General features: G+C 73.0%; 27 protein-coding genes and 1 tRNA gene. 15 read left to right on the forward strand and 13 right to left on the reverse strand.

The features are described 5' to 3' along the window. Positions 1 to 35 precede the first annotated feature (35 nt). The 3 genes from AB0L25_RS04440 to AB0L25_RS04450 form a co-directional block, all read right to left on the reverse strand. A complete protein-coding gene (locus tag AB0L25_RS04440; RefSeq protein ID WP_500168543.1) occupies positions 36 to 596 on the reverse strand; it encodes a guanylate kinase in 561 nt (186 codons plus the stop codon). Beyond that, a complete protein-coding gene (locus tag AB0L25_RS04445; protein WP_500168545.1) occupies positions 593 to 1,627 on the reverse strand; it encodes an AAA family ATPase in 1,035 nt (344 codons plus the stop codon). Before AB0L25_RS04445 ends, AB0L25_RS04440 begins: the two co-directional genes overlap by 4 nt. 263 nt (positions 1,628 to 1,890) lie before the next feature. Next, positions 1,891 to 2,274 (reverse strand): winged helix-turn-helix domain-containing protein, encoded by a 384-nt coding sequence (locus AB0L25_RS04450; RefSeq protein WP_500168546.1) that lies wholly within the window; start codon positions 2,272 to 2,274, stop codon positions 1,891 to 1,893. 136 nt (positions 2,275 to 2,410) lie between these two features. Here AB0L25_RS04450 and AB0L25_RS04455 point away from each other — a divergent pair, with 136 nt between their 5' ends. The 10 genes from AB0L25_RS04455 to AB0L25_RS04500 all read left to right on the forward strand — a co-directional run bounded on the left by AB0L25_RS04455 (position 2,411) and on the right by AB0L25_RS04500 (position 9,048). Next, a complete protein-coding gene (locus AB0L25_RS04455) occupies positions 2,411 to 2,788 on the forward strand; it encodes an SCO3933 family regulatory protein (protein WP_500168548.1) in 378 nt (125 codons plus the stop codon). Between the two features lie 14 nt (positions 2,789 to 2,802). Continuing rightward, the gene (locus AB0L25_RS04460; RefSeq protein WP_500168550.1) at positions 2,803 to 4,146 is read left to right on the forward strand and encodes an FtsK/SpoIIIE domain-containing protein; all 1,344 of its coding nucleotides are present in this window, start codon (positions 2,803 to 2,805) and stop codon (positions 4,144 to 4,146) included. A gap of 96 nt (positions 4,147 to 4,242) precedes the next feature. Further along, the gene (locus AB0L25_RS04465) at positions 4,243 to 4,545 is read left to right on the forward strand and encodes a hypothetical protein (RefSeq protein WP_500168552.1); all 303 of its coding nucleotides are present in this window, start codon (positions 4,243 to 4,245) and stop codon (positions 4,543 to 4,545) included. After that, on the forward strand, positions 4,545 to 5,417 hold the full coding sequence (locus AB0L25_RS04470) for a DUF2637 domain-containing protein (RefSeq protein ID WP_500168554.1): 873 nt from the start codon (positions 4,545 to 4,547) through the stop codon (positions 5,415 to 5,417). The genes AB0L25_RS04465 and AB0L25_RS04470 overlap by 1 nt, the downstream gene beginning before the upstream one ends. A gap of 22 nt (positions 5,418 to 5,439) precedes the next feature. Next, positions 5,440 to 5,853 carry a hypothetical protein gene (locus AB0L25_RS04475; protein WP_500168556.1) on the forward strand — a complete coding sequence of 138 codons (414 nt, stop codon included), beginning with the start codon at positions 5,440 to 5,442 and terminating at the stop codon, positions 5,851 to 5,853. Then, positions 5,853 to 6,005, forward strand: coding sequence for a hypothetical protein (locus AB0L25_RS04480; RefSeq protein ID WP_500168558.1), 153 nt, complete (start codon positions 5,853 to 5,855; stop codon positions 6,003 to 6,005). The genes AB0L25_RS04475 and AB0L25_RS04480 overlap by 1 nt, the downstream gene beginning before the upstream one ends. A 10-nt stretch (positions 6,006 to 6,015) precedes the next feature. Next, positions 6,016 to 6,171 (forward strand): hypothetical protein, encoded by a 156-nt coding sequence (locus AB0L25_RS04485; RefSeq protein ID WP_435374127.1) that lies wholly within the window; start codon positions 6,016 to 6,018, stop codon positions 6,169 to 6,171. Between the two features lie 101 nt (positions 6,172 to 6,272). Beyond that, complete coding sequence (locus AB0L25_RS04490; protein ID WP_500168560.1) at positions 6,273 to 7,688, forward strand: replication initiator; 1,416 nt, start codon at positions 6,273 to 6,275, stop codon at positions 7,686 to 7,688. After that, positions 7,670 to 7,855, forward strand: coding sequence for a helix-turn-helix domain-containing protein (locus AB0L25_RS04495; RefSeq protein WP_500168562.1), 186 nt, complete (start codon positions 7,670 to 7,672; stop codon positions 7,853 to 7,855). Before AB0L25_RS04490 ends, AB0L25_RS04495 begins: the two co-directional genes overlap by 19 nt. After that, positions 7,855 to 9,048 (forward strand): site-specific integrase, encoded by a 1,194-nt coding sequence (locus tag AB0L25_RS04500; protein ID WP_500168564.1) that lies wholly within the window; start codon positions 7,855 to 7,857, stop codon positions 9,046 to 9,048. The genes AB0L25_RS04495 and AB0L25_RS04500 overlap by 1 nt, the downstream gene beginning before the upstream one ends. A 70-nt stretch (positions 9,049 to 9,118) precedes the next feature. On the opposite strand, the gene AB0L25_RS04505 is transcribed toward AB0L25_RS04500, so the two are convergent. Further along, positions 9,119 to 9,191, reverse strand: a tRNA-Thr gene (locus tag AB0L25_RS04505). 124 nt (positions 9,192 to 9,315) lie between these two features. Between AB0L25_RS04505 and AB0L25_RS04510 the strand changes: the two genes are divergently transcribed. Continuing rightward, the gene (locus tag AB0L25_RS04510; RefSeq protein WP_500168566.1) at positions 9,316 to 9,651 is read left to right on the forward strand and encodes a YciI family protein; all 336 of its coding nucleotides are present in this window, start codon (positions 9,316 to 9,318) and stop codon (positions 9,649 to 9,651) included. A 43-nt stretch (positions 9,652 to 9,694) separates the two neighbouring features. Here the strand turns inward: AB0L25_RS04510 and AB0L25_RS04515 are convergent, their stop codons facing one another. The 7 genes from AB0L25_RS04515 to AB0L25_RS04545 all read right to left on the reverse strand — a co-directional run bounded on the left by AB0L25_RS04515 (position 9,695) and on the right by AB0L25_RS04545 (position 16,265). After that, positions 9,695 to 10,318: an NAD(P)-dependent oxidoreductase gene (locus AB0L25_RS04515; protein WP_500168568.1), complete on the reverse strand. Its 624-nt coding sequence runs from the start codon at positions 10,316 to 10,318 to the stop codon at positions 9,695 to 9,697. 5 nt (positions 10,319 to 10,323) lie between these two features. Beyond that, the gene (locus AB0L25_RS04520; protein WP_500168570.1) at positions 10,324 to 11,202 is read right to left on the reverse strand and encodes an EamA family transporter; all 879 of its coding nucleotides are present in this window, start codon (positions 11,200 to 11,202) and stop codon (positions 10,324 to 10,326) included. An 80-nt stretch (positions 11,203 to 11,282) separates the two neighbouring features. Further along, positions 11,283 to 12,194 carry a 23S rRNA (guanosine(2251)-2'-O)-methyltransferase RlmB gene (rlmB, locus tag AB0L25_RS04525; RefSeq protein ID WP_500168572.1) on the reverse strand — a complete coding sequence of 304 codons (912 nt, stop codon included), beginning with the start codon at positions 12,192 to 12,194 and terminating at the stop codon, positions 11,283 to 11,285. 64 nt (positions 12,195 to 12,258) lie between these two features. Then, entirely contained in the window at positions 12,259 to 13,653 is a 1,395-nt protein-coding gene (gene cysS, locus AB0L25_RS04530; protein ID WP_500168574.1) for a cysteine--tRNA ligase, read from the reverse strand. A 56-nt stretch (positions 13,654 to 13,709) separates the two neighbouring features. Then, complete coding sequence (locus AB0L25_RS04535; protein WP_500168576.1) at positions 13,710 to 14,999, reverse strand: RNA polymerase sigma factor; 1,290 nt, start codon at positions 14,997 to 14,999, stop codon at positions 13,710 to 13,712. After that, on the reverse strand, positions 14,996 to 15,361 hold the full coding sequence (locus AB0L25_RS04540; protein WP_500168898.1) for a YciI family protein: 366 nt from the start codon (positions 15,359 to 15,361) through the stop codon (positions 14,996 to 14,998). Before AB0L25_RS04540 ends, AB0L25_RS04535 begins: the two co-directional genes overlap by 4 nt. Before the next feature lie 103 nt (positions 15,362 to 15,464). Continuing rightward, positions 15,465 to 16,265: a DUF6585 family protein gene (locus tag AB0L25_RS04545; RefSeq protein WP_500168578.1), complete on the reverse strand. Its 801-nt coding sequence runs from the start codon at positions 16,263 to 16,265 to the stop codon at positions 15,465 to 15,467. A 169-nt stretch (positions 16,266 to 16,434) separates the two neighbouring features. On the opposite strand from AB0L25_RS04545, the gene AB0L25_RS04550 reads away from it, so the two are divergent. From AB0L25_RS04550 to fahA, 3 genes are all read left to right on the forward strand, one after another. Then, entirely contained in the window at positions 16,435 to 17,760 is a 1,326-nt protein-coding gene (locus AB0L25_RS04550) for a DUF2637 domain-containing protein (RefSeq protein ID WP_500168580.1), read from the forward strand. Positions 17,761 to 17,944: 184 nt separating this feature from the next. After that, entirely contained in the window at positions 17,945 to 18,697 is a 753-nt protein-coding gene (locus AB0L25_RS04555; RefSeq protein WP_500168582.1) for a hypothetical protein, read from the forward strand. Further along, entirely contained in the window at positions 18,694 to 19,908 is a 1,215-nt protein-coding gene (fahA, locus tag AB0L25_RS04560; protein WP_500168583.1) for a fumarylacetoacetase, read from the forward strand. The genes AB0L25_RS04555 and fahA overlap by 4 nt, the downstream gene beginning before the upstream one ends. Here the strand turns inward: fahA and ispF are convergent. Then, entirely contained in the window at positions 19,903 to 20,373 is a 471-nt protein-coding gene (ispF, locus tag AB0L25_RS04565; protein ID WP_500168585.1) for a 2-C-methyl-D-erythritol 2,4-cyclodiphosphate synthase, read from the reverse strand. The genes fahA and ispF overlap by 6 nt on opposite strands. A 22-nt stretch (positions 20,374 to 20,395) precedes the next feature. Then, positions 20,396 to 20,878, reverse strand: coding sequence for a CarD family transcriptional regulator (locus AB0L25_RS04570; protein ID WP_026404819.1), 483 nt, complete (start codon positions 20,876 to 20,878; stop codon positions 20,396 to 20,398). Positions 20,879 to 21,267: 389 nt separating this feature from the next. Between AB0L25_RS04570 and AB0L25_RS04575 the strand changes: the two genes are divergently transcribed. After that, positions 21,268 to 22,014 carry a hypothetical protein gene (locus AB0L25_RS04575; RefSeq protein ID WP_500168587.1) on the forward strand — a complete coding sequence of 249 codons (747 nt, stop codon included), beginning with the start codon at positions 21,268 to 21,270 and terminating at the stop codon, positions 22,012 to 22,014. Positions 22,015 to 22,166 lie beyond the last annotated feature (152 nt).

The raw sequence follows: 22,166 nt of genomic DNA on the forward strand, positions 1-22,166 counted from the left end.
AGGAGATGGCTGGGGGCCACCTGCCGCGCGGTCTCCTATCGGGCGTCGGCGAGGCTCGTCGCGTGGACGATGCGGCGGGCCGCCTCGGCGGCGGTCACGCGGTCGGTATGGATCACCAGATCGAATACGGGGTTGTCGAGCGAGCGGACGTCGTCGCGCGTCTCGTCCCACGCCCGTAGCCGGCTGGCCGTGTCGTCGTCGCCGCGGTGCTCGGAGCGTTCGGCGCAGACGTCGCGGGGCACCCATAGCAGGACGCTCGTCCAGTGGAGCGGGACGGCGCCGCGTAGGCGACGCAGGTCGGCGACGTTGCCCATGTGGACGACGGGTATGCGGTCGGCGTCGGTCAGGGCGGTGACGTCGTGGCGGTCGACGGCGTAGACGTTGCCGTAGCGGGGGGTCTCGACGGCGATGCGGTCCGCGTCGCGGAGCGCCGCCAGCTCGGCGGGCGAGACGTAGCGGTAGCCGGTGCTGCGGCCGGTGCCGACCTTGAGCTTGGGCAGCAGGGCGTAACGCGGGTTCTGGTGCGTCAGCTCGGCCGTGACGGTGTCCTTGCCGCTGGTCGGCGGCCCGTACAGGATGACCCCCCGTTCACTCATACTCCGACCTTACGCAACGCCTCCCGCGTCTGGTCGGCGATGCTGATCGCGGCGCCTAGGCGGTTGTCGACGGTGAGGTGAACGCCGGGCGGGCTGCTCTCGGTGTCGATGCCGCTGACGTACTCGTCCCAGTTGTCGAGCTTCCACGCGTCGCGGGGGGCGTCACGGAACTCGATGTACTCGCGCATCGAGTCGACGTCGCACCGGACCCAGATGACGGCGACGTCCACGCCCTTGGCCTTGCATCGGTTGGTGAGGCGGCTCAACCATCCTTCGTCGTTCAGTTCGGCGATGAATGGGGCGGCGAGGATGGTCGATATGCCGCAATCGATGTTGTCGTTAGCGGTGTCCATGAGGCACTTGTATTCGAGTGGCCTCACCTGCTTCAGGTAGAGGTCGGTGTGACGGTCGTGGGGGTCGCCGTCGAGAGAGACCAAAAGGCGTTCGGTGAGGCGGCGGGTGAGGGAATCTTTGTCCAGGAACGCCCAACCTGAGACGTCGCCGAGGAAGCGGGCGAACTCGGTCTTGCCCGACCCTGCGTAGCCTCCGACCAGGACGAGCGTGGTCGTTGCGAGGCTGCCGCTCATCGCTCGTCCGCGCCATGCGTTCACCACGCGGGCCTTCAGGGCGTCGCCGGCGGTCGGGTCCTGGCCCTGGGTGGGGTCGGACACCCGGTCGAGGCCGTCGGAGATCGCGGTTGCCGCTTCTTCGGTGGATGCCGGGTTCAGCGGGGCGGGGAGCGGGAGCGTGAGGTCTCCGCTCTCCTCGCCGGGGAGCGGGAGACGAAACCCAAGCTCGGGCTCGGTCGCCTCGTACATGAGGCAGTAGGCGCGGCGGTAGTGCGGTCCGGGGTAGATACGGCCGGTCTCGTGCTGGGAGATGGTCTGGAAGTTGCCCGCGACGCGCAGTCCTCCGCGCTCAGCGATCATGCTCAGCTTGTCGCCTGCGGCCTCAAGGGTGAGGCCATGGCTCTCGCGGCGTTCGCGCAGCTTGGCGGGCTGCCATCCCGGGCGCTGCCTGGTCGTGGTCATGTGGCGGCCTCTCTGTTCAGCTGGGGGCTATGGGCCTTTTGTGATCACGTTCCGTGCCATGTGAAAGCGCACGTATAAGCCGATGTGAAAGAACTCAGTGAGCCGTTCGTGATGGGCTCGCGTGCTCTGTTCCGCTGAAAATCGCTGTGTGCCGAACGGGAGAACTGATCACGACGGGAGGCGTTCAGCGATGGCGGCGGACAGCGGGCAAGGGCGAACCGTTCAGGAACAGTTGGAACTGATCCTTGCCGAGTTGGACGAGCTCATTTGCCGGGCCGATCAGATCTCGGACGCTCTGAGAACACGGTCTGCTCGATCCGGGCGACGCGCTCACCAAGATCACGGACGGCGGCGAGTACTTCCGTGAGCTGCTTCATGGTGAAGTCGTCGGGGACGGGCGCGGGCTGCGACTGGGCGTCGCCCTGGTCGCGGACGAACACGCCCTTGCCCTGCTGGCCGACGATCAGGCCCTCGGTCCGCAACACGCTGATGGCGGCCTTCACCATCCCCGCGGACGCCTCGTACTGCTCGCGCAAGCGGGCCGTCGACGGCAGGGCCGCGCCGGGGGCTAGGCGTCCGTCGCTGATCTGCTGCCGCAGGTCATCGGCGATCTGGAGATATCCGGGCCGTCCGGTCCGCTCGACCATCGTCCGCCTTCCCTCGGGGGCTGTCCTCCAAGTTCAGCACAGCTCATCGACCAAGAGAACCAGGACGGCCTTGACAGCTTGGTCGTCTAAGTCGACTATGTTGACCAAGTGGTTCGCACGACTTCGGAGGCTTCACATGCGCAACATCCCGGTGGACACGTCGGCGCTGACGTTCGTGTGCGTCTCGCCGCCGCGTCCGAAGCTGGTCAGTCAGGAGACCGGCGAGGTGAAGATGGACCGCAACGGCAACACGGTCTTCACGGTGGGCCTGTCGGTCGCGGACTCGGCGGGACGGGTCGATCTGGTCAACGTCGCGGTGTCGGGTGACCAGAACATCGGCGTCGGTCAGATCGTCGCGCCGGTCGGGCTGGTGGCGTTCCCGTGGAACGCGGTGCTGGGCGGTGAGCGGCGGTCGGGGGTGGCGTTCCGCGCCGACCGCATCGACGCCGTGGCCGTCCCGTCGGCCGGTCCCTCGTCGGCGGGGTCGGCGGCGTCCGGCTCGGACGTGGCCTGAACGGCGGCCCGGTCATGAACGACACGCTGATCACGCTCGGGGTCCTGGCCGCCGTGGTGGCGGCCGGGCTCTGGGCCTGGCGCCGGTGGCACCCGGCCTCGTTCTGGTACGGCGTCGGGTTCCCCTTCCGCACGGTCCTGGTCTACGGCACCTGGCATCACGTCGCTGCGGGTTGCAAGCTGACCCGTCGCCGCCGGGCATTGCGGCTCACCCTCGATGCCGTCCCCGTGGTCGGCCCGGCCTCCCGCACGGCGGCGACGGTGGTCGAGCAGAAACGGCGGCTGCGGCGGGTCGACATCGAGCGCGCTCCCCGCCTAGGGCTCCTGCGGCCGACCCGGCGGGGCTGGCGCCTGCGGCTCCGTCTGCACGACGGTCAAGTCCCGGCCGATTACGAGAAGGCCGCTGAGGGCATCGCGCACGCCTGGCGCGTCCACTCGGTGCGGGTGGTCGACGTCTGCCCCGGCTTCGTCACCCTGCACGCCACCATGGACGACCCCCTCGTCCTAGTCGACGCTGAACCGGAAACCGGTGACCTGCTGGTAGTGCGTCCGGGGAAGCTGGAGAACGGGCGAGACTGGGTGATCGACTTCCGGACGGTCCCGCACTGGCTCAACGCGGGGGCCACTCAGTCGGGCAAGTCGAACCTGGCCAACGCCATCATCAAGGGCCTTGCTCCCCAGCCCGTCGCGCTGGTGGGCTTCGACCTCAAGGGCGGGGTCGAGTTCACCCCGTACACGCCCCGCCTGTCGGCGCTGGCGACGTCGCGCGGCGAGTCGGTCGAACTGCTGGGCGACCTGGTGGGCGAGGTCGAGTCGCGCATGGCCCTGTGCCGGGGGCACGGCGTGCGGAACGTCTGGGGCCTGCCCGAGGACGTCCGGCCGCTGCCGATCGTCGTCCTGGTCGACGAGGTGGCCGAACTGTTTTTGATGGCCGACAAGGCCGAGAAAGACCAGGTGCACAAGACGGCGACGGCGCTGCTGCGAGTCGCTCAACTCGGGCGGGCGTTCGGCGTCCACCTGGTCGTCTGTGGTCAGCGCATCGGCTCCGACCTCGGACCCGGCGTCACCGCGCTGCGCGCCCAGTTGTCCGGGCGGGTGTGCCACCGGGTCAACGACCCGGAGACGGCGAACATGGCGCTGGGCGACATCAGCCCGGAAGCGACCGACGTCGCCCGGCAGATCCCCGCCGAAACTCCCGGCGTGTGCGTGGTCGCCGGACAGGACGGGGCGTGGCAGCGGGCGCGGTCGGTGTTCGTTTCCGAATCCGCGGCTGAACACGCGGCCCGTACCTACGCGCACCTTGCGCCGGACTGGGCGGCCCTCGTCGGCTCGGTCCCGGCCGTCCGACCGGCCGCGTAACCGCCGGTCCCTCTCCCTCTCTTCCTGCTGGGCGTGAGCACTTCGCGCCATGTCCCTACCCGACCCATGCCCGAAACCGTCCCGGAGGTGGTTCCGATGACCGCTCGCGTCCTGACCCTTCGCCCGGCGTCCCGTCCCCGTCCTCGTCCGGCTCGGCGGCTCGTCCCCGTCCCGGTCGCACCGCCCCGGCTGTCGTCCTCGCCGTCCTGCCCGTCCTCGCCGGTCCGGGTCGGCTGGGACGAGTGGCGCGGCCTGCACGTCGCCACCTGCGACCGCTGCGCCGAGTCGTTCGCCTCGTCCCTGCCCGGCGACGTCGACGACTGGGCGGACGGGCACCACTGCGACGCCGAACGCGCCGAACTCCTCGCCGACGTCTGCGGCACCCGGCGGGCCGCCTGATGGCCCGGTTCTTCTCGGCGGTGGCCGACTCCGGGCCGGTCGTCGTCCTGGCAGGTATCGCTGCGGCGGGCTCGTTCACCCACATCCGCGACACCGCCACCGAACACGGCCAACACGGCTGGATGTCCTGGGCCATCGCCGTCTGCATCGACCTGACCTGCGTGATGGCGGCCGGAGAACGCCAGCGCGACAAGCGCACCGGACGCGCCTCGGGACGGCTCTCGTGGCCGACGCTCGTCCTCGTCGGCGGCATCCTGCTCTCCCTCGCCGCCAACCTCGCGCAAGCTCACCACTCGGTGTGGGGCTGGATCACGGCGGGCACTCCGGCGGGCGCCTTCCTCGTCGCGGTCTCCATGCTCGAACGTCGCCGGACAAGCAGGGGGCCGGCAACCGCGCAGCCTTCGGCGGCCTCGGCCTCGGCCTCGGACGTGTCCGCCGTCCCGTCCTCGGCTGCGTTTCCGTCCTCGGGGCCGTCCTCCTCCTCGTCGGCCTCGTCGCCGTGGGTGGTCTGGGACGAGCGTCCCGCCGAACGCCCGGCCGTCCCGCCCGTGACATCCGCCCCCGATGACGCCTCGTCCCTCGACTGCGAGGACACCACCGCACAGGACGACGGCGAGGACGAGCGGGACGGCGAGGTCGGACAGACGGCGATCCCCGTCCCCACCGACCCGGCGCCCTCCGACCCGGCGCCCTCCGGGACTGCCCCGGCGCCTCCGCTCGTCTCGTTCGCCCGCCGCGTCGCCGACGAACACCAGAGCACCCACGGGAGGCCGATCACCCGTGACGCCCTGCGCGCCCGCCTCGGCGTGTCCAACCAGCTCGCATCCGAACTGCTCCGCCAGATCCGCACCGAAGCAACCCCCGTCGCCTGACCACGGCTGGAGGCATCCCGTCATGACCGCCCACCACGACATCACCTCGTCGCCGATCGTCCCCGGTGACCTGTTCGCCCGCCACCAGATCATCACCGGCCTGCGCGCCCTGGCCGACTTCTTGGAAGCCAACCCGGCCGTGCCCGTGGACGAGTACGGCGAGGACTTCACCGTCTACACCCGCCAGGCCGACGACACCTCGGCCGCGGCCATGGTCGACCGGGTCGCCGCGTTGGCAGGCGCCGAGATCGAGGACCGCCGCGACCGGGGCGGCCACTACACCGCGACCAGGACCTTCGGCCGCATCTCCTACCGCATCGTTCACATTCCCCGGCGGTCCATGGACAGGCACGACGCCCGCGACAGCTACCGCAACAACATCGTCTTCGACCACACACCCGACCAGGACGGCAACACCTCGGGACGGGCCGCCTGATGCCCGCCGGACACCTCAGCCGCCTCGTCGCCCTGGCCCTCACCGCCGAGACCGTGCAGGGCTGGGCGTGCTGCTCCTGCGGCGGGGGCGGCGTCGCCTCCGACGGCGAGACGTGCCCCGACTGCCACGGCACCGGCCACCACACCGAATAGGAGATCCCGGATGTTCCTGCGCCGCTGCGGCTTCGTCGCCTTCTGGCTCGTCCTGGGCCTGTTCCTGCTCCGCAACCCCGAGAACGCCGCGCACACCGTCAACGCCATCGGTTCCGGGCTCGCCGCCCTGGCCGACGCGCTCTCGACCTTCACCGCCGCCCTGTAGGGACGCCCCCGGCGCGGCCACCTGAGCCGCCAAGCACCGTGCACCGCGCCGGGGGCCTGTCCCCTGTCACCAACCGCTACGGGAAGGGAGACCCGTCCATCGTGCCGCACCCGGCCCCCGCCGTCACCGACGTCGCCGCCCGCGACATGGCGCAACGCTTCAACCGGTCCGACTTCCGGGCCTGGGCGCGGCGCGCGCACTCCACCGGCGGCTGCGCACAGCCGATCCACCTGCGCGGACGCGTCGACCACATCGACCCGCTGACCGGCGCCCTCCTGCACCGGTACTCGACCGCGACCGAACCGAACGGCGTGCTGCGGGTGGCGTGCAAGACCCGGCGCGCGTCCCGCTGCCCGGCCTGCGCCGAGATCTACCGGGCCGACACCTACCAACTCGTCCGCGCCGGACTCGTCGGCGGGAAGGGCGTCCCGTCCTCGGTCACCGAACACCCGGCCGCGTTCGTCACCCTCACCGCCCCCTCGTTCGGGCCGGTCCACTCCCGGCGGCTCGTCGGCGGCACGGTCCAACCCTGCCGCCCTCGACGGGACGGCGGGACCTGCGAACACGGGCGGCCCGTCTCCTGCGGCATCCGACACGGCCAGGACGATCCCCGCCTCGGGCACCCCATCTGCCCCGACTGCTTCGACTACACCGGCGCCGTGCTCTGGAACGCGCACGCCCCGGAGCTGTGGCGCCGGTTCACCATGGCCTTCCGCCGATACGTCGCCCGCTCGGCGGGCCTGCGCGTCGGGGAACTGCGCGATGTCCTCACGGTCTCCTTCGCAAAGGTCGCCGAGTATCAGCGGCGGGGCCTGGTCCACTTCCACGCGGTCATTCGCCTCGACGGACCGGACGGCCCGGACACGCCTCCGCCCGGCTGGGCGTCCCTCGGCGTGCTCCGGGCGGCCGTCGAACACGCGGGGGGCGCCGTCAAGGTCTCGACTCCGGCGGCGGGTGGCGTCCCGGCCATGACGCACGTTTGGGGCTCGCAGATCGACGTCCGGCCCATCACGACCTCGGGGGACCTGACCGATACGGCCGTGGCGGGCTACATCGCCAAATACGCCACCAAGGCGGCCGAATGCGTCGGCACCCTCGACCGGCGCATCCGTGCGACCGACGACGTGCAAGCGCTACCGGTCTCCGGACACGCACGGCGCCTCATCGCCGAATGCCTCCGCCTGGGCGCCGTCGAAGAGTTCGCCGGGCTCCGGCTCGCCGAGTGGGCACACATGCTCGGCTTCCGCGGCCACTTCTCCACCAAATCGCGCCGCTACTCCACCACCCTCGGCCGCCTCCGCGCCGCGCGGGTCGAGCACAACGCCCGCCAACACGAGATCACCACCGGGCGCCTACCGCTCACCGACGACGATCACGTCCTCGTCGTCTCCCACTGGCGCTACCTCGGCCAAGGCATGACCCCCGGCGAAGCGCTGCTGACCGCCGCCCTCACTGGCAAGCCCCTGCCTCCCCTGGTCACCGACGAACGGAGTACCGCATGCCCAAACTCCTGCTGACCGTTCCCGAAGCGGCCCGCGCGCTGGCGATCTCCCGCAGCAAGCTCTACGAACTGCTCACCTCCGGCGCCGTCCGATCCGTCCGCATCGACGGCTCGCGCCGCATCCCCATCGACGCCCTCAACGCCTACGTCAACAGCCTCATGGACATGGAGGACGCCGCCTGATGGCCCCACCCAAGAACCCCAAGCCCAAGCTGCGCGACGGCGTCATGAAGCGCGGCAACACCTGGTCCTACGTCATCCGCGTCACCGACCCCGAAACCGGCGTCTCCAAACCCAAGTGGGTCGGCGGCTTCCCCACCGAGGACGCCGCGAAGGAAGCGCGGGACGAGGCACGCGTCAAGGCACGGCGCGGCGAGTACATCGACCGCAACAGCATCACCGTCGGCGAGTACCTGGACGAGTGGCTCGACGGCCACGCGGTCGAGATCAAGCCCAAGACGCTGGCGAACTATCGTCACCTGATCGACCAGCACGTCAAGCCGAACATCGGCGGTCTGCGGCTGCAAGCCGTCCGGCCCGGCCAGCTCACCAAGCTTTACCGCGACCTCGTCACGATGGGGGGCCGGCAAGGCACCGGGCTCTCGCCTCGCACGGTCGCGCACGTCCATTCGGTCTTGCGCAAAGCGTTCGGCGACGCCGTCCGGGTCGACGAACTGATCCCGTCCAACCCGACCGAGCGGGCGAAGCGGCCCCGGCTCCATCGCGACGAACCGGGCAACGTCTGGACAGCGGCCCAGCTCCGAACCTTCCTCGACGTGGTCCAGGCGCATCGGCTGGGCGCCTTCTACCGGCTCGCCGCGTACACCGGGGCGCGACGCGGGGAACTGCTCAACCTGCGGTGGTCGGCCGTCGACCTTGACGGCGGCGCGGTCACCATCAAGGGCTCGGCAGCGTTCGTGAATGGCGAGCGCATCGAGGGGACGACGAAAAGCGGCCGGTCGCGCGTGGTCAGCATCGACCCCGGAACGGTCGACGTCCTCAAGGCGCACCGAGCTCGCCAGAATGCCGACAAGCTCAAGGTCGGCGACGCCTGGAAGGGCTCGAACGACGGCTACGTCTTCACGACCGGGTGGGGTGAACCTATCCACCCGGATACGGTCTCCTCGCTCATGGCAACGCTGATCACCCGGCACAACGAGCAGAACCCCGAACCGCTCCCCCATGCTCGGCTTCACGACCTCCGGCACGTCCACGCGACCACGCTGCTCCTGGCGGGCGTCCCCGTCCACGTCGTCGCCTCTCGGCTGGGCCACGCCGATCCCGCCATCACGCTCCGGGTCTACGCCCACGTCGTCAACGAGCAGCTCGCCGAGGCGGCCATGATCTTCGCCGACCGGGTGGACGGGGTCGCATAGCGGTCGCACTGTTAGCAAACCCGTTAGCAAAAAGGCCCCTTCCGGGATCGGGAGGGGCCTTTGACCTGGGAGCCGGCGAGGGGACTTGAACCCCTAACCTTCTGTTTACAAGACAGATGCTCTGCCAATTGAGCTACGCCGGCGCGGCTCGTCCCGCATCGTAGTCGACGCGGCGTGGGTGTGCGCGCCGGTATCGGGGTTGGACGGGCGCGGGACGGGGACTGTGGGGGTGTCGGCCGCTTCGAGGGGGGCACCGTGGAGCGTTACGTGCTGAACATCATCCAGCCCGTGGGTGAGGCACCGCCGCCGGACGAGCTGGAGCGGATCATGGCGGAGCTCAAGGATCTGCGTCGTGATCTGGAGCTGTCGGAGAACTGGATCTTCGGGGCCGGGCTGGAGCAGCCGGGGGCGAGCACGGTGGTGCGGATGCGCCGGGACGAGTGCGTGGCGCGGGACGGACCCTACGCGGAGGCTGACGAGTGTGTCGGGGGGTTCGTCGTGATCGAGGCGGACGACCAGGACGCCGCGTTGCGGTGGGCTGCACGGTATGCGCAGGTTACGGGGCTGCCGATCGAGGTTCGGCCGATCAGGGCCCTGCCTTGAGCTCCGGTGATTCCGTGCACGGCTGATTTCCCCGTGCCCCCCTTCAGTACCCCACCGTCCATCGAACCCTCGTGTGCTTCGGATGTTCGGCCTCGTCCAGGACGGCTACCGCCAGGTCGGCCACCGAGATCGTGGAGTCGCCTGCAGGGTCCACGACGAGTTCGTCGGCGCCCAGGCGGTAGCGGCCGGTGCGGGGGCCGGGGACGAGCGCGGCCGGTGGGCTCACGTACGTCCAGTCGGTGCGGGATTCGGCGAGGCACCGGGAGTGCTGGGCCGCGCAGGCTTCGGCCAGGGCGCGGAACGAGTCGTGGACGTGGGGCGACTGCAGGACGGTTCGGGTGGTGCCGGGGATCCGGAGTGTCGCGGCGCCCCCGATGATCATGCACCGGACGTTCGTCCCTGCAAGGGTCGACAGGAGGGTGTCGGTGGTGTGCAGGAGCGTGTTCTCTTCGCCGTTCGGGGGGCGGGTGGCGCTGATGACGACGTCGTGGTCGGTGAGGGACGCGATGGACGCGGGGTCGGTGGCGTCGCCGATGCGGGGTTCGGCGCCCGCGGGGAGGGGGCGGGGGGTGCGGACGATCGCGGTGACGCGGTGGCCGCGGGCGAGGGCTTCGGTGACGGTGGCGGAGCCGATGGATCCGGTGGCGCCGAGGACGGCGATGCGCATGGGGGTCACTTCCGGTCGAGGGTCTGGCCGGCGACGAGGGCGCCGAGGGCGACGGTGAAGCCGACGATCTGCCAGGGGGTGAGGGTCTGGCCGAGGACGATCAGGCCGGCGAGGGTCGCGACCATGGGGTTGGTGAGGCCGAGGAGGGAGACGGAGGTGGCGGGGAGGCGGTCGATGCCGCGGAACCAGAGGACGTAGGCGAGGGCGGTGCCGAAGGCGCCGAGGTAGAGGAAGCCGATGAGGTTCGGGGCGGTGAGGGCGGGCGGGGGGCCTTCGAGGAGGAGGGCGAGGGGGGCGATGGCGAGGCCGCCGATGGTGAGCTGCCAGCCGGTCATGGCGAGGGGCGCTTCGGGGCGGCCCCACTTCTTGGCGAGGACGATCGCGGCGGCCATGAGGCTCGTGGCCGCCAGCATCGCGAGGACGCCGAGGGGGTCGAGGGCGGCGTCGCCGGTGAGGGTGAGCAGGGCGACGCCGGCGGTGCCGACGAGGGCGGAGCAGAGGATCGCGCGGGACGGCTTGACGCCGAGGACGCCGAGGGACAGCAGGGCGACGACGAGGGGCTGGACGGAGCCGATGGTGGCGGCGACGCCGCCGGGGAGGCGGTAGGCGGCGAAGAAGAGCAGCGGCATGAAGGCGCCGAAGTTCAGCATGCCGAGGACGGTGCCCTTCCACCACCAGGCGCCCCTGGGGAGGCGGCGGGTGGCGAGGAGGAGGACGAGTCCGGCGGGGAGGGCGCGGAGGGCACCGGCGAGGAGGGGGCGGTCCGGGGGCAGGAGGGTCGTGGTGACGACGTAGGTGGTGCCCCAGCTGGCGGGCGCGAGCGCGGCGAGGCCGAGGACGCCCGGGCGGGTGTCGAGTGCGCGGGGCGCGGTGACGGCGGCCATGATGTCTCCTCATTGACAATCTCAATGTTGAGATAACACCATGGCCGCGACTTAACGTCAAGTCTCTTAACGTTGAACTTTTAGCGGCGGCGGCTGACCTCGTAGAGCGCGATCCCGGCGGCGACGCCCGCGTTGAGGGACTCGGCCGTGCCGGGCATCGGGATCGTGACGAGCATGTCGCAGGTGTCGGCGACGAGGCGGCCGAGGCCCTTGCCCTCGGAGCCGACGACGAGGACGAACGGGCCCGCCGCGACCTCGAGGTCGGCGACGGTGACGCCGCCGCGCGCGTCCAGTCCGGCGACGAAGCAGCCGGCCTTCTGGTACGCCTTGAGCTGGCGGGTCAGGTTCGTCGCCTGGGCGACGGGGACGTTCGCGAGGGTGCCCGCGGAGGTCTTCCACGCGCCCGCGGTGACGCCCGCGGCGCGGCGCTCGGGGACGACCACGCCGGACGCGCCGAACGCGGAGGCGGAGCGGACGATCGCGCCGAGGTTGCGGGGGTCGGTGATGCCGTCGACCGCGACGATGAGCGGCGCCGCGCCCTTGAGGAGGTCGTCGGGGTGCGCGTACCGGTAGGGGCGCACCTGGAGGGCGATGCCCTGGTGGACGGCGCCGTCGGTGAGCCGGTCGAGCTCGTTCTTGCCCGTCTCGAGCAGGGGGATGTTGCGGTCGGCGGCGAGCTGGATCGACTCGCGGACGCGCTCGTCGGTGCCGGAGGTGACGTAGAGGGCGGTGCCGGGCACGCCGGCGCGCAGCGCCTCCACCACGGGGTTGCGCCCGGTGACCAGCTCGGGGACCTCCCCGTTGGCGCGGCGCGCCCCCGCCGGACGGGCGGGACGCGCGCGGTCGGGCGCGCCGGTCTTGCGGGCGCCGGGCCCGACGGTGGGCGTGCCGGTGCGCTTGGCGTTCTTCACGGCCCGGGCTTTCTGGCGCTTGCCGTGCCAGTGCCGGTCCTCGGCCTTCGGTGTGGGTCCCCTGCCCTTGCCCTTGGCCATGGTCCTGCCCCTTGTGGTGTTTGCCGGAATCGAACGTCCCAGTCTATCCGGGGCGGCCGAGGGCTCAGGCCCTCTTGAGCTCCCAGCGGGCGCCGTGCGGGGTGTCCTCGACGACGATCCCGGCGGCGGTGAGGCCGTCGCGGATCGCGTCGGCCGCCGCGTAGTCCTTCCGCGCGCGCGCCGCCTGCCGCTGTTCGAGCGCGACGCCGACGAGGGCGTCGACGACGGGCCGCAGGTCGTCCCCGCCGGTCTGCGTCCACGCGTCCGCGAGGGGGTCGAGGCCGAGGACCCCGGCCATCGCCCGGACGGCCGCGAGGTGCCCGCGGACGGCCGCGTCGTCGGACGACGCGAGCGCGCCGTTGCCCTCGCGGACGGTGTCGTGCAGGACGGCGAGGGCCTGCGGGACGCCGAGGTCGTCGTCCATCGCGGCGGTGAAGGCGGCGGGGAGGCCGCCGGGCTCGCCGGGGCCCACGACCTCGGCGGCGCGGGTGACGAAGCCCTCGATCCGCTGGTAGGCGGAAACGGCCTCGGCGAGCGCGGCGTCGGTGTAGTCCATCAGCGAGCGGTAGTGCGCGGCGGCGAGGTAATAGCGGACCTCGACGGGGCGCGCCCGGCCGAGCAGGTCGGTCAGCAGGACGACGTTGCCGACGGACTTGCTCATCTTCTCGCCGTCGACGGTGAGGAGCCCGTTGTGCAGCCAGTAGCGGGCGAAGCCGTCGCCGGCGGCGCGGGACTGGGCGATCTCGTTCTCGTGGTGCGGGAAGATCAGGTCGACGCCGCCGCCGTGGATGTCGAACGTGGGGCCGAGGTACTTGGTCGCCATGGCGGAGCATTCGAGGTGCCAGCCGGGGCGGCCGTCGCCCCACGGCGTCTCCCAGGACGGTTCGCCCGGCTTCGCGCCCTTCCAGAGCGCGAAGTCGCGGGGGTCGCGCTTGAGGTCCTCGTTGGGCGTGTCGCCCGCGGAGCGCATGTTCTCCAGCCGCTGGTTGGAGAGCCGCCCGTACTGCTCGGCCCACGACTTCACGTCGAAGTACACGTCGCCGTCCGCGGCGTAGGCGTGCCCGGCGTCGATCAGCCGCCGCATCAGCACGATCATCTCCGGGACGTGCCCGGTGGCGCGCGGCTCGATGGTGGGCGGGAGGCAGCCGAGCAGGTCGTAGCCGCGGTTGAACGTGCGCTGGTTGCCCTCGGCGATCGCGAACCACGGGACGTCCCGCTCCGCGGCGACGGCGATGATCTTGTCGTCGACGTCGGTGACGTTCCGCGCGAACGTCACGTCGTAGCCGGACGCGCGCAGCCAGCGCAGCAGGACGTCGTAGATGACGCCGGAGCGGAGGTGGCCGATGTGGGGCGCGGCCTGCGGCGTGGCACCGCACACGTACATCCCCACACGGCCCTCTTCCAGGGGCTCGAACGTGCGGACGCTACGGGTACCGGTGTCGTAAAGGCGCAGGCTCACAGGCCCAGGTTATTGGATCAGGGACGGCCCGCGCGGGCTCGCCGGGAACACGGACGTCACTCGCCGGCGAGACCGGCGATGCGGGCCCGCAGGTAACGCTGTTCGGGGAGGCTGGTGGTGGCGCGGGCGGCCCGCCGGTACTCCTCGCGCGCGGCGGCGAGGTCGCCGGCCCGCTCCAGCAGGTGGGCGCGGACGGCCGCGAGCCGGTGGTGCCCGGCGACGCGCTCGTCGCCGTCCAGCCCGGCGAGCAGGTCGAGGCCCGCGCGGGGGCCGTGCACCATCGCCAGCGCCACGGCCTCGTTGAGGGTGACCATCGGGTTCGGCGCCAGGTGGGACAGGACGCGGTACAGCGCGAGGATCTGCCGCCAGTCGGTGTCGTCGGCGTGCGCGGCCTCCGCGTGCACGGCGGCGATCGCGGCCTGGAGCTGGTACGGGCCGGGCGGCGACCAGGTCAGCGCGTCGGTGACCAGCGCGGTCCCCTCGGCGATGGCCGCGCTGTCCCAGCGCGTCCGGTCCTGCTCGGTGAGCGGGACGAGCGTGCCGCCCGGGCCGCTGCGGGCCGCGCGGCGCGCGTCGGTCAGCAGCAGCAGCGCGAGCAGCCCGGTCACCTCGCCGTCGCCGGGCAGCAGCCGGTGCAGGTCGCGGGCCAGCCGGATCGCCTCGGCGGTGAGGTCCGCGCGCTGCAGGTCCGGGCCGCTCGACGCCGCGTACCCCTCGTTGAAGATCAGGTAGAGGACGTGCAGGACGGCGCGCAGCCGCGCGTCCCGCTCGTCCGGCGGCGGCGGGGCGAACCGGGCGCCCGCCGCCTTGATCTTCTGCTTGGCGCGGCTGATCCGCTGCGCCATCGTCGCCTCGGGGACGAGGAACGCCTGCGCGATCTGCCCGGTGGTGAGCCCGCCGACGGCGCGGAGGGTCAGCGCGACCTGCGACGAGGGCGTCAGCGCCGGATGGCAGCACAGGAACAGCAGGGTGAGCGCGTCGTCGCGGTCGGCGGGCCGGTCGGCGTCGGCGGGCGCGTCGTGCGCGGGGGCCTCGTGGGCGACGGCGGCCTCGCGGTCGCGGCGGGCCCGCTCGCTGCGCCACTGGTCGGTGAGCCGCCGCGACGCGACGGTCACCAGCCAGCCGCGCGCCTGCTCGGGGACGCCCCGCTCCGGCCACTGGACGGCGGCGGCAAGCAGCGCCTCCTGGACGGCGTCCTCGCACGCGTCGAACGCGCCCGCGCCGTGCCGCCGGACGAGCGCGCCGAGGACCTGCGGCGCGAGCGCGCGCAGCAGCTCCTCGACGGCCCGATCGTCCGCGGCGTCGACCGTCCGCCCGTCCGGTGCGGGCGTCCCCGGGGCCGTCACATCTCCGTCCCGGACTCGCCCATGATCGCCCGGACCTCCATGTACCCGCCGAACCGGACGTCCGGCCAGCGGGACGCGATCTCCACGGCCCGGTCGATCGTGTCGCAGTCGACGGTGATGAACCCGGCGAGGTGCTCCTTCGCCTCGAGGTACGGCCCGTCGGTCACGACGGGCGGGGCCGCGGCGGACGCGCCGCCCCGGACCGTCCGGGCCTCCGACGGGTCGACCAGCGCCTGCCCGCCTACCAGCTCGCCGGACTCCTCCAGCTCCTTCATGAGCGCGTCGACCTCGCCGAACAGCGCGGTGCGCTCCTCCTCGGTCAGCTCCTCGACGAAGCCGGGCCGGTTGTGGATCAGCAGCATGTACTTCACGGTCGTCTCCCTCGTTCGCGCCGCCTCGGCTCGGCGGCCGTCACCGAAGGATCGGAGCCGCGGCCGGGCCCTCGACATTCTCGCGGGAAAAACTTCAGGAAGATTCCGGCAGCGCGCCGACCCGCTCGCACAGGGACGCGAAGGCGAGCGCGTCCGGGACCTGTCCGGCCAGCGCGGCCAGCGTCACGCCCGGCGCCGACACCGCCACCAGCCCGTTGTCGATCGTCACGTCCCGGACGGCCTTCCACGGCACCCGCTCGCCGTCCTTCTCGACGCCGTCCAGATCGACGGCGAACGGCCCGACGCGGACGCGCTCCCCCGCCCGGACCGACTCCAGGTGCCGCGCGACCGTCCGGTCCGCGACCTCCCCGGCGATCGCCTCCCCGAGCTCCCGCACGTCGGGCAGCGGGTCGCCGAACCGCAGGACGCGTCCGTCCGCCGCGGCCACCGCGAACCGCCAGCGGACGCGCGCGCCGTACTGGACGCCGGACACCGTGACCGACGCCAGCTCGTCCCACGCGTACTCGGCGGCGCCGTCCCGCGCGCCGACCGAGATGCCCTCGGGGTGCAGGGACACCACGCGGACGCCCGACCACAGGCCGTCCCGTCCGGCGATCCAGCCCGCCGCGCCCGCGTAGGCCATGCCGAGCAGGGTCGCGGCCGTCCCGAGCCCCCACCGGCCCGTGACCAGCGCCCACACCGCCAGCGGCGTCAGCGCCGCCGCCGCGAGCACGCACGCCGCCAGCCGCACCAGCGCGCCGCGGCGGACCGGACGTGCGTCGAACGTCCGGACCGGCGCGCCCAGCCGTCCCCCGGAGACCACCACCGCGCTACCCGACCGGACGGCGCCGGACCCGCGGGCGCGCGTGAACGCCGCGCCCGCGATCGGTTGCACGCTGCACGGGATCGCCCCTCCCCATTGAACGTTTCTCCATACCGTACGTCGGGGCCCATAACGTACGCAGCGCGAGATGATCACGGTGAAGTGGGCAGTCGGCGGCGCGCGGGCTGGCTAATCTCGCATGGAGATCACCCTCCAGGCGCACTCCCCCGGAACGAGAGCCATGTCGACCGACCCCGTCCCGTCCGCCCCCGCCCGGTCCGGCGGCCCCCGCTACAGCCGGGCCCAGCGCCGGCTGCTCACCGCGGCCGCCGGGCTCGTCGTCGCCGCGCTCGCCGCCGGCGCGTTCGCGCTCACCTACGACACGCTGCGCGACCTCGCCGTCGCCGGGCGGGTGGACGACCGCTGGGCGCCGGTCTACCCCGCGATGGCCGACGCGCTGATCGCCGTGACGCTGCTGTCGCTCGTCGTCACCCGCGGCGCCCGCTGGTGGACGCGGCTGCTCCGCTGGGGCCTCCTGCTGCTGCTCGCCGCCGGGCTCGCCGCCCTCGCCGTCCAGGACGCCGTCTGGGGCCTCGACGCCCTCCCGGACGACCCCGTCCGCGCGGGCGTCGCCGTCGCCCCGCACGTCATGCTCGTCCTCGCCGTCTGGCTGTGGCTGACGATGTTCAAGCAGATCCGCGTCGCCAGGCCGGGCGCCGAGACCGTCGAGGTCGTCGAGACCCAGCGCGGCCACGTCAAGGTGCTGCCCGCGCTCGAGGCGCCCGCCGAACCGGACGACGCGCCCGCACTGGACTTCGCGGACAACGACGACGCCGCGCGCCCGTCCGGTCTCGACATCCTCCCGGGGATGGGCGGTCCCCGTGCGCCCGCACCGGACGAACTGCCGCTCGACGAACCGGACCCGGCGTTCGTCGAACCGGACCCCGTGCTCGACCGCGCCCTCGAGCCCGCACGCCCCCGCCCCGCCGAACCCGCGCCGCCCGTCCGGGCGCTCGAACCCGCGGCCGAGCACGAACACACCCCGCACGAACACACCCCGCACGATCGCACCTGGGCGGACGAACCGGCGCGGGAGCCGCGGCCGTCCCGCGCGCCCGAGTCCGCGCGGGAGGACGAACCGGCGTGGGGGGACGAGCGGTCCCGCGAGGCCGCGCCGTCCGGGGGCGAGCCGTCCGGGGCCGACGACGAGCCCTTCCCGGCGGACGAACCGCCGCGCGGGCACGAACGGACCCCGGGCTACGAACCCGCGTGGACGGACGAACCGGCCGTCGAGCGCGAGCCCGAGGAGCTGCCGCGTCCCGTCCCGGCCCTGCTCCCGACCGACGTCGAGGTGGCGCGTGCCGCCGGCCGCCCGCCCCGCGACCCGGGCACGCCCGCGCGCACGACGCGGCCCGACATCGTCGTGCCCGATCTCGACGACCACGACTCCGACACCCCCGACCGCGCCGAGGACCCCGACGCCGGCGAGGACCCGGACGACCGCTGGGAGCCGCACCCGCCGCCGTCCACCACCTTCCGCAGCGGCCCCACCCCACCCGCCGACTGACGCCCCGCGCGCCGGACCCCCCTCTCCGCAGGACCCTCCGTCCAGGCGGCGCCGCCGCACCGGAACACGCCGCCCCCGCTCGCGGCGCCGGCCGAGGCCGACCTCCGGCCCGGCGGCCGCACGCGAACTCCGTCAAGCCCGCCCGTCCCTCGTTCGGGGGCGGGATCGGGGGTAGGGGTCGGGCATGGTGTTCGAGCGGCTCGTCGACGACGCCGCGCTCGGGGTGTCCGGGGTGTCCGCGGGCGAGGCGGTGCGGGCGTACCGGGCGTTCGCGGGGCGGTCGCCGGTGGGGCGGCTGCGGTGCCCGGTGTCGCGGTTCGGGGAGCTGCGGCGCCATCTGGAGCCCGAGGACCTGCTCGATCTCGCGGTCGTCGCCGACGCCGGGACGGACGCGCTGCCGGGCGTCCTGGACGGGGCGCGCGGCGAGCCGCGGGTGCGGCCGGTGTCGGTGCACGTGGCGCTGCCGCCGGACGCCGACCAGGCGCGGGCCGCCGCCGTGGCGATCGCGCGGCTGCCGGGGGACGTGCCCGCGTTCATCGGCGTCCGGCACCGGCCCGGGCGGCTCGCGGCCCTCGACCGGATCGCCGCGGCGCGGGGCCGCGGCGCGGCGCTCGGGGTCGAGTTCCGGGCGGAGGACGCGGCGGAGTTCGTCCCGGCCTGCCGCGAGCGGGACCTGCCGTTCACGTGCACCGCCGCGCGGTCCGCGCCGGGGCCGCTGCTCCGCGTCGTCCTGCTCGCGGCGGCCGCGGCGCCGTCCGACGCGGCGCGTCCGGGGGTGCTGGCGGACGGCGTCCGGGGGCTGGATCCGGGGACGGCGGGGGCGGTGCGGCGGGTGTTCGCGGGGTTCGCGGTCCCGGACGTGGCGGGGCTCGTGGCGGGGCTCGATGATCTCGGGCTGGTCAGAACGCGCGACAACGGGGAACACCTGTCTCCATGACGACCGAATCGTGGGTGGAGAGCGCCGCGGACGGCGGGTTCGGAATCGGGAACCTGCCGTACGGGGTGTTCGCGCGGCCGCGGGAGCTGCCGCGCGTGGGGGTGGCGATCGGCGACCGGGTGCTGGACCTCGCGGGGCTGTCGGCGGACGGGCTGATCGACGGGCGGCGGTGGTTCGCGTCGGGCTCGCTGAACGCGTTCATGGCCGCGGGACGCCCGTCATGGCGGGCGAACCGGGACAGGCTCGTCCAGCTGCTGACGGACCCGGGGTTCCGCGAGCGGGTGGAGCCGCACCTCGTGCCGGTGCGGGACGTCGTGCTGCTGCGGCCGTTCGAGGTCGCGGACTACGTCGACTTCTACTCGTCCGAGCACCACGCGTCGAACGTGGGGCGGATGTTCCGCCCGGACCGGGAGGCGCTCGCGCCGAACTGGAAGCGGCTGCCGGTCGCGTACCACGGGCGCGCGGGGACGGTGTATCCGTCGGGGACGCCGATCGTGCGGCCGTCGGGGCAGCGGCTGGCGGCGGGCGAGGACGGGCCGGAGTTCGGGCCGTCGGCGCGGCTGGACTTCGAGGCGGAGGTCGGGTTCGTGGCGGGGGTGCCGTCGGGGACGGGCCGGGGCGTGCCGACGTGGGCGTTCCGCGACCATGTGTTCGGGTTCGTCCTGGTGAACGACTGGAGTGCCCGGGATCTGCAGGCGTGGGAGTCGCAGCCGCTGGGGCCGTTCCTGAGCAAGTCGTTCGCGACGTCGGTGTCGCCGTGGGTGGTGCCGGTCGCGGCGCTGGAGGCGGCGCGGGTGGAGCCGCCGGCGCAGGACCCGGAGCCGCTGCACTACCTGCGGTGCGACGAGCCGTGGGGGCTGGATCTGCGCATGGAGGTGCTGATCAACGGGCGGGTGGCGGCGCGGCCGCCGTTCGCGGCGATGTACTGGACGTCGCCGCAGCAGCTCGCGCACGCGACCGTGAACGGGACGCCGCTGCGGACGGGCGATCTGTTCGCGTCCGGGACGGTGTCGGGCCCGGAGCGGGAGCACCGGGGGTGCCTGCTGGAGCTGAGCTGGAACGGCCGGGAGCCGCTGGAGCTCGACGGGATGAAGCGGACGTTCCTGGAGGACGGCGACACGGTGACGGTGCGGGCGTCCGCGCCGGGCGCGGGCGGCGCGACGATCTCGCTGGGCGAGGTGTCGGGGACGGTGCTGCCGTCGCGGCTATGAGCGCGGGACGACGAGGGCGTTGGCGATGGCGGCGAGGCCCTCGCCGCGGCCGGTGAGGCCGAGCCCGTCGGTGGTGGTCGCGGAGACGGACACGTCGGCGCCGCCGAGGGCCTCGGCGAGCGTCTTGGCGGCCTCGTCGCGCCGCTTGCCGATCTTCGGGCGGTTGCCGACGATCTGGATCGCGACGTTGCCGATGTCGTATCCGGCTTCGTCGACGAGCCGGGCGACCTCGCGCAGGAGCGTCACGCCGGACGCGCCGGACCAGCGCGGGTCGTCGGTGCCGAAGACGGCGCCGAGGTCGCCGAGGGCGCAGGCCGACAGGAGGGCGTCGCAGGCGGCGTGCGCGGCGACGTCGCCGTCGGAGTGCCCGGCCAGGCCGTGGCCCTCGCCGGGCCATTCCAGCCCGGCGACCCACAGCGGGCGCGGCTCCGACGAGAACGGGTGGACGTCGACACCGACGCCCACCCGGGGAAACCGTGCGCCCAACTCAGCCGGCCAGGACCTCGTCGAGCAGCGCCTCGGCCTTGTCCTCGTTGGTCTTCTCGGCGAGCGCGAGCTCGCTGACCAGGATCTGCCGGGCCTTGGCGAGCATGCGCTTCTCGCCGGCCGACAGGCCGCGCTCCTTGTCGCGCCGCCACAGGTCGCGGACGACCTCCGCGACCTTGTTGACGTCGCCGGACGCGAGCTTCTCAAGGTTCGCCTTGTACCGGCGCGACCAGTTGGTGGGCTCCTCGGTGTAGGGTGCGCGCAGCACCTCGAACACCTTCTCCAGGCCCTCCTGGCCGACGACGTCGCGAACACCCACGTCCTCGACGTTCTCAACAGGAACCTGTACTGTCAGGTCGCCCTTGTCGACCTTCAAGACCAGATAGGTCTTTTCCTCACCCTTGATGGTGCGAGTCTCGATGGCCTCGATCCGAGCAGCCCCGTGGTGGGGGTAGACGACGGTGTCGCCGACCTGGAAAGTCATGTGACAAGTACCCCTTCCGCTAGAACCAGGATAGCACGTAAACGAACGAGGCCGCACCGACCTTGACGGCATATGCGCAGGTCAACCCCCATATTGGGCCATTGACAAAGCTCGTTGATGGTGCATCGGCCCCTTGTTCCCCCCACGCGGCGCGACCGTCCGGTTACGTCGCGGCCGCCCGGAGGCCACTATCGGGCGGGCGGCCCGGACGGCAAGACCCCCGGCCGGAGAAGGCTTCGGCGCTTCGCCCGCAAGCACCTCATACTGGGAGGTGAGCCTGCCGCGCCGCGCGGGTACGAAGCGCCGGAAGGGCCACAAACGGGACATTCGCCCTTCTCTCGGGGAGGGCGGACGGCGGTCACCGGCGGATCGAGGATGGTGATGCTGGCGTGAGGTCGCACGGCGACCCGGACCCGGACGACTACGGGCTTCCGCGCGTCGACATCGTGGTGCCCGACGACGCCCGCGAACTCGACCGCGACGTCCTCGCCTACCACCGCGAGGAGCGCCGCCGCCGGCGCCGGGCGCGGGTCCGCCGGATCACCGGCCCGCTCACCCGCTTCGGCGTCGCCGTCCCGATCATCGCGGGCGCGCTGCTCGTCGCACTGATCAGCGGGGTGCTGATGACGGCGTTCGGCCCGCAGCCCGCGCCGCGTCCGACGACCGCGCGGCTCGCCCCGAACCCGACCGCGAGTCCCGGCACGGTCGGCGGCCTGCTCCCGGCGGGGAGCGTCACGCTGGCCGACGGGTCCGCCAAGCCGATGCGGGAGATGCGCCCGGGCGTGATCGGCATCGTCCCGCCCGGGTTCCGCTGCGGGCCGCTGATCGCCGAGCTCGCCGCCCGGACCGGGGCGCCGCAGCTCAACTTCTGGCTCGTCGCCGACCCGCGCCCCGCCGGCGGCCGCGAGCCCGTCCCGGTGAAGGACGTCAAGAAGTGCGCGGGCACGGCGCACCAGGGCGCACCGCTGGTCGTGGAGGACGGGCGGGGCCTGCTGGCCGCCGCGTACGCGGCGAAGCCCGGCACCGCGCTCACCGCGGTGCTCGTCAAGCCGGACGGGATCGTCTCCGATGTGGTCGCGGACCCGAGAGCGGGCAAGGAACTGGACCAGAAGATCAAGGACCTGACGGTGGGCTGACGCCCCGGCGCCGCCCCGGGCGCGGTACGGTCGCCCTTCGGGCGGCGGTGCGGGCGTGTCGGCACCCCGGAGCGGGGTTCGCGGCCGGGCCTCGCTACGCTTCCTCTGGCGTGTCTCACGCCGATCTTCCGATCTCAACGCCTTATCCACGA

Origin of the sequence: Spirillospora sp. NPDC052242 (genome assembly GCF_040679555.1) — a bacterium.
In the GTDB taxonomy this organism is placed as follows: domain Bacteria; phylum Actinomycetota; class Actinomycetes; order Streptosporangiales; family Streptosporangiaceae; genus Spirillospora.

What these genes read in the sequence shown, in the direction of transcription:
- AB0L25_RS04515 (WP_500168568.1), bottom strand. Translation starts at nt 10,318, where the DNA reads ATGCGCATCGCCGTCCTCGGCGCCACCGGATCCATCGGCTCCGCCACC.
- AB0L25_RS04465 (WP_500168552.1), top strand. Translation starts at nt 4,243, where the DNA reads ATGACCGCTCGCGTCCTGACCCTTCGCCCGGCGTCCCGTCCCCGTCCT.
- AB0L25_RS04495 (WP_500168562.1), top strand. Translation starts at nt 7,670, where the DNA reads ATGCCCAAACTCCTGCTGACCGTTCCCGAAGCGGCCCGCGCGCTGGCG.
- AB0L25_RS04440 (WP_500168543.1), bottom strand. Translation starts at nt 596, where the DNA reads ATGAGTGAACGGGGGGTCATCCTGTACGGGCCGCCGACCAGCGGCAAG.
- AB0L25_RS04445 (WP_500168545.1), bottom strand. Translation starts at nt 1,627, where the DNA reads ATGACCACGACCAGGCAGCGCCCGGGATGGCAGCCCGCCAAGCTGCGC.
- AB0L25_RS04450 (WP_500168546.1), bottom strand. Translation starts at nt 2,274, where the DNA reads ATGGTCGAGCGGACCGGACGGCCCGGATATCTCCAGATCGCCGATGAC.
- AB0L25_RS04550 (WP_500168580.1), top strand. Translation starts at nt 16,435, where the DNA reads ATGTCGACCGACCCCGTCCCGTCCGCCCCCGCCCGGTCCGGCGGCCCC.
- AB0L25_RS04520 (WP_500168570.1), bottom strand. Translation starts at nt 11,202, where the DNA reads ATGGCCGCCGTCACCGCGCCCCGCGCACTCGACACCCGCCCGGGCGTC.
- AB0L25_RS04500 (WP_500168564.1), top strand. Translation starts at nt 7,855, where the DNA reads ATGGCCCCACCCAAGAACCCCAAGCCCAAGCTGCGCGACGGCGTCATG.
- rlmB (WP_500168572.1), bottom strand. Translation starts at nt 12,194, where the DNA reads ATGGCCAAGGGCAAGGGCAGGGGACCCACACCGAAGGCCGAGGACCGG.
- AB0L25_RS04475 (WP_500168556.1), top strand. Translation starts at nt 5,440, where the DNA reads ATGACCGCCCACCACGACATCACCTCGTCGCCGATCGTCCCCGGTGAC.
- AB0L25_RS04485 (WP_435374127.1), top strand. Translation starts at nt 6,016, where the DNA reads ATGTTCCTGCGCCGCTGCGGCTTCGTCGCCTTCTGGCTCGTCCTGGGC.
- fahA (WP_500168583.1), top strand. Translation starts at nt 18,694, where the DNA reads ATGACGACCGAATCGTGGGTGGAGAGCGCCGCGGACGGCGGGTTCGGA.
- AB0L25_RS04555 (WP_500168582.1), top strand. Translation starts at nt 17,945, where the DNA reads ATGGTGTTCGAGCGGCTCGTCGACGACGCCGCGCTCGGGGTGTCCGGG.
- AB0L25_RS04540 (WP_500168898.1), bottom strand. Translation starts at nt 15,361, where the DNA reads ATGCTGCTGATCCACAACCGGCCCGGCTTCGTCGAGGAGCTGACCGAG.
- AB0L25_RS04570 (WP_026404819.1), bottom strand. Translation starts at nt 20,878, where the DNA reads ATGACTTTCCAGGTCGGCGACACCGTCGTCTACCCCCACCACGGGGCT.
- AB0L25_RS04470 (WP_500168554.1), top strand. Translation starts at nt 4,545, where the DNA reads ATGGCCCGGTTCTTCTCGGCGGTGGCCGACTCCGGGCCGGTCGTCGTC.
- AB0L25_RS04455 (WP_500168548.1), top strand. Translation starts at nt 2,411, where the DNA reads ATGCGCAACATCCCGGTGGACACGTCGGCGCTGACGTTCGTGTGCGTC.
- AB0L25_RS04480 (WP_500168558.1), top strand. Translation starts at nt 5,853, where the DNA reads ATGCCCGCCGGACACCTCAGCCGCCTCGTCGCCCTGGCCCTCACCGCC.
- AB0L25_RS04460 (WP_500168550.1), top strand. Translation starts at nt 2,803, where the DNA reads ATGAACGACACGCTGATCACGCTCGGGGTCCTGGCCGCCGTGGTGGCG.